Raw genomic sequence first — 9,144 nt, 5'->3', positions numbered from 1 at the left:
CTGCGCCCGCAGCGCCGACGCCCCGTGTGGTTTCGGTTGGCCCGGGCGGCTTCCTGCGCCAGGGCCCCGGCGATCAGCAGGCACCGATCCCGCCTGCGCCGCCGCGTCGCCTGGTGCCGGCACGGCCCAGCCCGGAAATCGCCGACAAGACCAGCCTGCTCGATCTCAACGATCGCATCTGCCGCTGGCCGATGGGCCACCCGGGTGAGCCGGATTTCCATTTCTGCGGTGAAAAGGTGAACCCTGGGTTCCCCTACTGCGTGGAACACTGTGGTCGCGCCTATCAGGCGCAGCTGCCGCGTGGCCACCGCCGCCCGCCCCCGCCGATGCCGTTTGGCGGGCCGCGCGTGCGCTAAGCCAGGCTATCTTGACCGGGCCTGACACCCGGTTACCACGGTTCTACGCAAGGCCGCGACCCTTAACCGGGTTGCGGCCTTGTCGTTTTGGCGGCCATGGGGAAACACGATCACCGGCGGGCCGAGAGCCCATTTCAGCGCCTGTGGCACAGGCTTGGCCTGGCGGGAGACAATGCCGCAGCCGGCGATCTTGCCGAAACGGCCAAGGCGCTTGCCGGTCGGCGGGCCTTGCTGGCACGGCTGGCGGCGCTGCTGGTGGAGCACGACCTGCCGATCAGTCCGTTCACGCTGGTGATGGCGCATGATTGCGTCACCGGCGCAAACCCACGCCTGGCCGAATTGCTGGTACAGCGCATCGCCGCCGGCCTGCCGATGGACCTTGCCTGGCTGGAACAGGCGCTACGCCATCCGGCGCAGGACATGGCCGCCGAACAACTCGTCACCCTGCTGTGCCACGTGCGCGAAAGCCTGACCGCGTTCGATCGCAGCACGCACGATGCCATGCAGGCCAGCGACGACTTTTCCGACAGTCTGCAAGGCCACCTGGCCGACATGGCACAGGCCGGGGCCGACGAGGCACTGGTGCGCAAGCTGGCCGATGCCGCCCGCGCCATGCTGGTTCAGGCAAGCCAGCTTCATGCCGAACTTGCCGCCAGCCGCAAGCGCAGCGCCGAATTGCAGAGCACGCTGGAACAGGTCCAGCGCGTGGCGGACGAAGATCACTTGACCGGGCTGGCCAACCGCCGCGCGTTCGAGCGCCAGTTTGCCGCCGCGCTGGATCTGGCGCGCCGGACGGCCGCCCCGCTGTGCTTGGCGGTGGTGGATATCGATCATTTCAAGCACATCAACGATCGCCACGGCCATGCTGCCGGTGATCGCGTGCTCAAGGTGATTGCTGAAACCATCGCCACGCTGCGCGATTGCGAATGCTTTGTCGGCCGCATTGGCGGGGAGGAATTCGGCGTGCTGTTTCCCGGCCACAACCCCGGCCAGGCGCTGGCCCTGCTCGATGGCGCGCGGGCCCGGGTTGCCGAACGACGCATGATCAACCGCAGCACCGATGTTCCGTTCGGCTTGGTCACGATTTCCGGCGGCATTGCCGATGCTGTGGCCTGTGGCGACCTGGAAAGCGCACTCAGCGCGGCAGACGGCGCGCTCTATGCTGCCAAGAATTCCGGGCGTAACCGCGTGATGCTGACCGACCGCGCGCAGCGGGCCGGGCAACGCGCCAGGCCCTGACGCAAAAAAAGGCCCGCACCGGGTGGTGCGAGCCTTCCTTGTTGCCATCAGGCCGGAATGCCTCAGTCGTCAGACTTGAGGAACGCCGGCATGTGATCGGGAGCCGGGCCTTCGTCGCGGTCACGACGGGGGCGATCGCCACCTTCGCGACGCGGACCACGATCGCCATCGCGGCGCGGGCCACGATCGCTGCGCGGGCCACGACGGTCACCACCGCGATCACCGCGGTCGCCACGATCACCGCGCGGTTCACGCGGTTCGCGCGCCGGGCGGGTATCTTCCAGCGCTTCGCCAGTTTCCTGGTCCACTACGCGCATCGACAGACGGACCTTGCCACGGTTGTCGATCTCGAGGACCTTGACCTTGACTTCCTGGCCTTCCTTGACGACGTCGCCCGGCTTTTCCACGCGCTCGTTCTTCATTTCCGACACGTGGACGAGACCGTCCTTGCCACCCATGAAGTTCACGAAAGCACCGAAATCGACGATGTTGACGACCTTGCCGTTATAGACCTTGCCGACTTCCGGTTCTTCGACGATGCCAAGGATCCAGTTCTTGGCCGCTTCGATCTGCGAGAGATCGGACGACGAGATCTTGATCAGGCCTTCGTCGTCGATGTCGACCTTGGCGCCGGTTTCCGCGACGATTTCGCGGATGACCTTGCCGCCGGTGCCGATCACTTCGCGGATCTTCGACTTGTCGATCTGGAGCGTCTCGATGCGCGGAGCATGGGCCGACAGCTCGTTACGAGCCGAACCCAGCGCCTTGGTCATTTCACCCAGAATGTGCGCGCGGCCTTCCTTGGCCTGGGCCAGGGCCTTGCGCATGATTTCCTCGGTGATCCCGGCGATCTTGATGTCCATCTGCAGCGAGGTGATGCCTTCGCTGGTGCCGGCCACCTTGAAGTCCATGTCGCCCAGGTGATCTTCATCACCCAGGATGTCGGACAGGACGGCAAAGTCCTTGCCTTCCAGGATCAGGCCCATGGCGATGCCCGAAACCGGGCGCGCGATGGGAACGCCAGCGTCCATCATCGACAAGCAGCCGCCGCACACCGTGGCCATCGACGAAGAGCCGTTGGATTCGGTAATGTCGGACAGCACGCGGATCGGGTAGGGGAACTCGTCCTTGGTCGGCAGCACCGGGTTGAGCGCGCGCCAGGCCAGCTTGCCATGGCCCACTTCGCGGCGACCGGGGGCGCCAAAGCGGCCCACTTCACCCACCGAATAGGGGGGGAAGTTGTAGTGCAGCATGAAGCGCTGATAGCTCAGGCCATCGAGCCCGTCGATCATCTGCTCTGCATCCTTGGTGCCAAGGGTGGTGGTGCAGATGGCCTGGGTTTCGCCGCGGGTGAACAGCGACGAACCGTGGGTGCGCGGCAGGAATCCAACGATCGATTCGATCGGGCGAACCTGGGTGACGGTGCGGCCGTCGATACGCTGACCATCCTTGATGATGGCGCCGCGCACGATTTCGGCTTCCAGCTTCTTGAGCGTCTTGATCGCCACCATCTGCGTCTGCGGGGTTTCATCCGCAAACAGCGTCTTGGCCTTGGCGCGCACGTCGTTCAGGGCGTTCGAACGGGCCGACTTGTCGGTCAGCTTGTAAGCCGCCGCGATATCGGCGCCAACGCCCTTCTTGAGCTTGGCCTTGATGTCGGCGGTGTTGTCCGACAGGTCGATTTCCCAAGGATCCTTGGCGGCCTTTTCTGCCAGCTCGATGATCGCGCCGATCACCTTGCGGCTTTCGTTGTGGGCAAAGACCACCGCGCCGAGCATTTCGTCTTCGGTCAGTTCCTTGGCTTCCGATTCCACCATCATCACGGCAGCGTCGGTTGCGGCAACCACCAGGTCGAGGCGGCCAGAGGCAGCTTCGGACAGCGACGGGTTGAGCTGGTATTCGCCGTCCTTGAAGCCGACGCGCGCAGCGCCGATCGGGCCCATGAACGGCACGCCCGAGATGGTCAGCGCGGCCGAGGCGGCAACCAGCGCGACGATATCGGGTTCGGTCTCGCCGTCATAGCTCATCACCTGGCAGATGACGTTGATTTCGTTGTAGAAACCTTCGGGGAACAGCGGGCGCACCGGGCGGTCGATCAGGCGCGAGACCAGCGTTTCCTTTTCGGTGGCGCCGCGTTCACGCTTGAAGAAGCCACCGGGGATGCGGCCAGCTGCGGAAAACTTTTCCTGATAGTGCACGGTCAGCGGGAAGAAGTCCTGGCCTTCCTTCACTGACTTGGCGGCGGTCACCGCGCAAAGCACCACGGTTTCGCCATAGGTAGCCAGCACGGCACCATCGGCTTGGCGCGCAATGCGGCCAGTTTCCAGAGTGAGGGTCTTTCCGCCCCACTCCAGCGATACGGTCTTGACGTCGAACATGAATATTCCTTCGCCCCACGGGCCCTATTGCCGGCGGGATTTGCTGCCGGGGTGCCGTCCCGGTCCGGTGTGGGGCTTGGCCCCGTGGTGCCTGCGCCGAATTGCGCGAGGCGCCTTTGCCTTACCATGGATTGCGCCAGCGCCGAATGCCTTTTGCATCGGATCGTGGCCAATCCAGGCCTGTCTGCCTTGATAGGCAGATCTACAAACAAAACGGTCGATCGGGTGGCGGCCGCCCCCCCCCCCCAGCCTCGCTGGCGGATCTATAAACAAAACGGCCCGCCGGGTGGCGGGCCGTCTGTGAACTTACTTACGCAGACCAAGCTTCTGGATCAGCGCGTTGTAGCGATCGACGTCCTTCTTCTTCAGGTAGTCGAGCAGCGAACGACGCTTGTTCACCATCTGCAGAAGGCCACGACGCGAATGGTTGTCCTTGTGGTGGCCCTTGAAGTGTTCGGTGAGGTTGACGATCCGCTCGGTGAGGATAGCCACCTGAACTTCGGGCGAACCGGTATCACCGGCGGCGCGCGCGTTGTCCTGGATGATTTCCTGCTTCTTTTCCGGGGTCACCGACATAAGTATTCACTCCGCGACATGCTCAAAGGTTGAAACCCCGTTCAACGCGCAAGGCGCCGCCTGCCAGCATGACCAGCGCGACCGGCTTGCCGCCGCACCGCGCCCACCATAGCCCGTCAGGAAAGGGCAACCCCGAAAGAACGCGGCCCTGGCGGACCGCCCCGGCCTGTTCGGGGTTGAGGTCAAGAGCCGGGATGTCGACCAGCCCTGCCTCCACAGGCAAGATTACGTTCTCAAGGGGCGCGCCTTGGCCCCAATCGTTCAATTTGTCCAGCGAAATCGCCTGATCCAGGGTGAACGGCCCGCCCTTGAGACGGCGCAGCATGGTCACATGGCCACGTGTGCCAAGGGCCAGGGCAATGTCGCGCGCCAGGCTGCGGATATAGGTGCCCTTGGATACATCGGCCTCCAGCGTGGCGCTGTCCAGCGCGGCGTCGCTGCCCTGGGTTTCCAGCACGCGCAGCGCATGGATGGTCACGTTGCGGGCGGCCAAGACCACGTCATGCCCGGCGCGCGCCAGGTCATAGGCGCGCTCGCCATCGACCTTGAGCGCGGAATAGGCCGGCGGCACCTGGGCAATCGGCCCGGTAAAGGCCGCCAACGCCGCATCGAGCGCGGCGCGGGTGGGCCGCACCGTACTGTGGCCGATTACCGCCCCTTCCAGATCGAGCGTATCGGTTTCTGCGCCAAAGGCCACGGTGAAGGCATAGGCTTTATGCGCATCGAGCATGCGCCCGCACAGCTTGGTTGCCTCGCCCACGGCGATCGGCAGCACGCCAGTGGCCAGGGGATCGAGCGTGCCGCCATGGCCCACCTTGCACTTGCCAAGGCCGCGCGCGCGCAGGTTGCGCTTCACCGCCGCCACACCCTGGGTCGATCCCAGGGTCAGCGGCTTGTCGAGAATGATCCAGCCATCTGCCATGGTCGCGCGCCCTAGCGGCTGCGCGCCGCTCTGTCAGCCCTTTGGCGCAGGGCGCGTCAGGCCGCAGGCTTTGCCTGCGCCGTCTTAGCCTTCATCGGCGGGCCAGCCACCTTGACCAGGCTTTGCACAGGATAGCTTTGCCCGTGCACCACCACGCTGGCGAAACGGTCAAAAGTATCGGTGCCGCGCGCGTCGAAACCGATCGCCTGGGCAAACGGCAGATCGAACGCCGGGCCCATCAGGCTGGCACGATACCACTGGCCGCTCTGGTCCTGGACATAGAGCGTGCTGTCACCCTGGGCGCGCCAATCGCGAATGCCGCCGTGGTTGACGAAGGGGATCGAGGCCTCGGCCGGCCGGGCCGGGCTTGCCGGCGCCTGGGCGAGAGCGGGGGTTGCGGCCAGCGCCAGCGCGGCCAGTGCAGCAATGCGGATCATGGGCCAACTCCTTGTCATGTCGAACCAATGGTATCGACATGGGCAGCGCGCCCGCACGATCAAGCCCGGCGCGACAATTGGCGACCAAGCTGAAAGGGCGTTAATCCCCCCGCGGCATCAGCCCAGCGGGCGGCCTGCTACCAGTTCGGCCAGCGCGATGTAATGGTCGGCCAACCACGTCACCGGCGGCACGACGACTGCACGCACCGGATCGAGCGATGGCATCATCCAGGGCAGGACCACCAGCAGGACCAGCATGATCGGAAAGCCCAAGGGTCGCAGTCGGGCATAGGCCTGCGCCGCCGGGCGCGGCAGCAGGCCCTCGACGATGTGCGATCCATCGAACGGCGGCAGCGGAAGCAGGTTGAAACAGGCCAGGAACAGATTGATGGCCAGGAAATTCACCAGGTTCGCCGCCACGAACTGGGCCACCGCGCCCGATCCCGGCGCCAGCCGCGCCATGATCCCCAAGCCCAGCGCCGCCACCACGGCCAGGGCAAAGTTCATCGCCGGCCCAGCAGCGCCCACCAGCATCATCGCCCGGCGCGGATGCGGCAGGCCGCGCACATCGACCGGCACCGGCCGGGCCCAGCCAAAAACCGGCGCATGGGCGAGCGCGAGCATGCCGGGCAGGATCACCGTGCCCACCGGATCGACGTGGCGCAGCGGGTTGAAGCTCAACCGCCCCATGTCCTGCGCGGTGTGATCACCCAGCAGGCGGGCCATGCGGCCATGCGCCACCTCGTGAAACACGATGGCCACGATCATCGGAATGGCCAACGTGGCGAGGCTGTACAGCGTGTCGTTCATGGCCGTGCCATCCATTCGTCGCGCAGGATCGAAAACAGCACCGTGTCGCGCACCCGGCCCGTCCAGGTGCGGCGTTCGTGGCGCATCAGGCCTTCTTCCACACCGCCCAGCTTACGCACGGCGGCCTGGCTGCGGGCGTTGATCCGATCCACCTTGAACACCACGCGCTCCAGTCCGCAGGCAAAGGCATGGCCGAGCATCAGCCGCTTGAGGCGGCCGTTGAAGCCCGTGCCGCGCAGCGCCGGCACGATGAAGCTGTTGCCGATCTCGATCGACCAGCCTGGCGCGCCATGCTCGATCCAGCCGGTCATGCCCACCACCACGCCATCGGCCAGCACGGCATAGATCCGCCGTGCGGTCCCGCCTTCAAGCAGGCGATCGAATTGCGGATCGAAACTGTCGCCCAGATAATCATGCGGATAGACCGCCCATATCTCCTGATCCTGCGCACAGGCGGCACGCAGGCCTTCGCGGTGCCGCTCTGCCAGCGGCTCCAGCGCCAGGTTGCCCTGGGCCAGGGGAACGTAAAGGCCATCGCTCATGGGTGTTCGTCCTGGCGAAGCGCCGCACTGAAATGCGCGCGGCAAAGAGAAAGATAGCGTTCGTTGCCGCCGATTTCGGTCTGCGCGCCTTCGCGCACCGGATGCCCTTGTGCATCGACCCGCAGGTTCATCGTCGCCTTGCGGCCGCAGTGGCACACCGCCTTCAATTCCACCAGGCTGTCGGCCAGGCCAAGCAGCGCGGCAGAACCTTCGAACAGGTCTCCGCGGAAATCAGTGCGCAGGCCATAGCACAGCACGGGAACGCCCGCGCGATCGGCCAGATCGGCCAGTTGCCATACCTGTGCCCTGGTCAGGAACTGCGCCTCGTCCACCAGCACGCAGGCGAGCGGCCCCGTGGCCAGTTCGGCGCTGACCGCCTGCCACAGATCGGTTTGCGGGGAAAAGCGGTGGGCATCGGCATAAAGGCCAACGCGGCTGGCAATGGCCCGCCCCGGCCCAAGGTGTTCGGCGCGATCATCGAGCGCGGCGGTCCACAGCATCGTTGCCATGCCACGCTCGTGATAGTTGAACGCGGCCTGGAGCAGGTTGGTCGATTTGCCAGCGTTCATGCTGGCATAATAGAAATAGAGCTTGGCCATTGTGGCGCGAGGCGGTGGCGGGGCCGATCAGCCCTCGCCCTCTCCCGCCGCATCCTCGCCCAGATCGCGGCGCACGCGCGGATCGGACAGCAGCGCATCGATCCGAAATGCCTCGTCAAAGCTTTCATCGGGCAGGAACTTGATCCGCGCGGCATATTTCAGCTTGAGCCGGCCGGCCACTTCCTTCTGGAAATAGGCGGTGTGCGTGCGCAGGGCCTTGAGCACGATCTCTTCGTCCTCGCCAAGCAAAGGCTTGATGAAGACGGTGGCGTGGCGCAGATCGGGCGACATGCGCACTTCGGTAACCGACACGGTATGCGCGCTGAGCACATCATCATGGACGTACTGGCGCGTGAGCAGTTCGGACAATACGTGGCGCACCTGCTCGCCCACCTTGAGCAGGCGGACCGAGCGTTGTTCGGGAGAGGCATTCTGGCGGTTCATCGCGCCCTATATGGGGCATTGCCCGCGATTTCGCCAGAACCTTGGGTCAATAGCGGGGGAAGATCTTGCGCACGAGTTGGCCGCGCCACGGAAACCCATGATAATTGAAGAAGAACCAGCCAAATGCACGCACCGCCAGCCACACCGGCCAGGCCATGGGATCGCCCTCTTGCCGCAGGCCGCGAAAGAACGCGGCATCGGCGCGGCGGCGATCAGCCTCTCGGCCGCCCCCGGCAATGCCATAAGCATTGTCATGGCGCCGGCATGATCCATTGCGGTTGTATTTAAATCCATTAAGGAACAGACAGTAGTCCCTCTGCCCTGGATCACACACGTCAGCCCCCTGCACTTGTGATATCACCTGACCATGTATTTGGCGTGGATGGGGCAATGTTCAAGCGCAAAGTGTTCTATATTGGTGGTTTCGACCCGAGGGGCGCGCGTTTCTATCATGGATTGCTCGCACAACAGATCGCCGCACACAATGCGCGTGATTGCGCAGGCAATTCCCTGATCCTGTCGGCGCGGCACGCCGCCGGACATGGGGACACTGCCTGGACGGTTGCCGATGCCACCACCACGATCACCAGCGCTTTCCACGTCCTGGCGTGGGACGATATCGTGCGCCGCGCCTGGATCAGGGGCGGCCTGCGCGTGCTGCTGGCCAGCGCCCGCGCCTATGTCCGCCTCTTGTGGCAGACCGATCTTGCCTGCCTGCGCCGCGTGCCGCACGGCAGCCGCGTGGCGCTGTTCCTGCCGGCGCTGGCGCTGCTGGTGCTGCCGCTGCTGGCCGGGTTGGGCGCAGCGCTATTTGCCATGCTGATCGGGCAGGCCTGGCTGG

Annotated in this window: 11 protein-coding genes and 1 pseudogene; 3 read left to right on the top strand and 9 right to left on the bottom strand. The window is 65.1% G+C overall.

Annotated features, from left to right (window positions below; translation table 11 throughout):
- The coding region (locus tag H926_RS0115515; protein ID WP_022677137.1) for a GcrA family cell cycle regulator at positions 1-356 on the top strand (356 nt) is incomplete at its 5' end.
- 96 nt (positions 357-452) lie between these two features.
- Complete coding sequence (locus H926_RS27955; protein WP_022677136.1) at positions 453-1,595, top strand: GGDEF domain-containing protein; 1,143 nt, start codon at positions 453-455, stop codon at positions 1,593-1,595.
- A gap of 62 nt (positions 1,596-1,657) precedes the next feature.
- Here H926_RS27955 and pnp read toward each other — a convergent pair whose 3' ends face one another.
- The 9 genes from pnp to H926_RS0115465 all read right to left on the bottom strand — a co-directional run bounded on the left by pnp (position 1,658) and on the right by H926_RS0115465 (position 8,637).
- Positions 1,658-3,973, bottom strand: coding sequence for a polyribonucleotide nucleotidyltransferase (gene pnp / locus H926_RS0115505; protein WP_022677135.1), 2,316 nt, complete (start codon positions 3,971-3,973; stop codon positions 1,658-1,660).
- A gap of 306 nt (positions 3,974-4,279) precedes the next feature.
- Positions 4,280-4,549: a 30S ribosomal protein S15 gene (gene rpsO / locus H926_RS0115500; protein WP_022677134.1), complete on the bottom strand. Its 270-nt coding sequence runs from the start codon at positions 4,547-4,549 to the stop codon at positions 4,280-4,282.
- Between the two features lie 22 nt (positions 4,550-4,571).
- Complete coding sequence (gene truB, locus H926_RS0115495; protein WP_022677133.1) at positions 4,572-5,471, bottom strand: tRNA pseudouridine(55) synthase TruB; 900 nt, start codon at positions 5,469-5,471, stop codon at positions 4,572-4,574.
- Between the two features lie 56 nt (positions 5,472-5,527).
- Entirely contained in the window at positions 5,528-5,908 is a 381-nt protein-coding gene (locus tag H926_RS0115490; RefSeq protein ID WP_022677132.1) for a DUF6491 family protein, read from the bottom strand.
- Between the two features lie 117 nt (positions 5,909-6,025).
- On the bottom strand, positions 6,026-6,718 hold the full coding sequence (locus tag H926_RS0115485) for a site-2 protease family protein (RefSeq protein WP_028658077.1): 693 nt from the start codon (positions 6,716-6,718) through the stop codon (positions 6,026-6,028).
- Entirely contained in the window at positions 6,715-7,260 is a 546-nt protein-coding gene (locus tag H926_RS0115480) for a GNAT family N-acetyltransferase (protein ID WP_022677130.1), read from the bottom strand. Before H926_RS0115480 ends, H926_RS0115485 begins: the two co-directional genes overlap by 4 nt.
- On the bottom strand, positions 7,257-7,859 hold the full coding sequence (locus H926_RS0115475) for a thymidine kinase (RefSeq protein WP_022677129.1): 603 nt from the start codon (positions 7,857-7,859) through the stop codon (positions 7,257-7,259). The genes H926_RS0115480 and H926_RS0115475 overlap by 4 nt, the downstream gene beginning before the upstream one ends.
- Before the next feature lie 27 nt (positions 7,860-7,886).
- Positions 7,887-8,303 (bottom strand): 30S ribosome-binding factor RbfA, encoded by a 417-nt coding sequence (gene rbfA / locus H926_RS0115470; protein WP_022677128.1) that lies wholly within the window; start codon positions 8,301-8,303, stop codon positions 7,887-7,889.
- A gap of 46 nt (positions 8,304-8,349) precedes the next feature.
- Complete coding sequence (locus H926_RS0115465) at positions 8,350-8,637, bottom strand: hypothetical protein (protein WP_051146391.1); 288 nt, start codon at positions 8,635-8,637, stop codon at positions 8,350-8,352.
- 56 nt (positions 8,638-8,693) lie between these two features.
- On the opposite strand from H926_RS0115465, the pseudogene H926_RS33410 reads away from it, so the two are divergent.
- A pseudogene (locus H926_RS33410) lies at positions 8,694-9,144 on the top strand (hypothetical protein); the annotation flags it as partial.

Source organism: Novosphingobium sp. B-7, assembly GCF_000410615.1.
Lineage (GTDB): Bacteria > Pseudomonadota > Alphaproteobacteria > Sphingomonadales > Sphingomonadaceae > Novosphingobium > Novosphingobium capsulatum.
The sequence above is the reverse complement of the archived record's forward strand: the minus strand, read 5'-3'. Positions and strand labels throughout refer to the sequence as shown.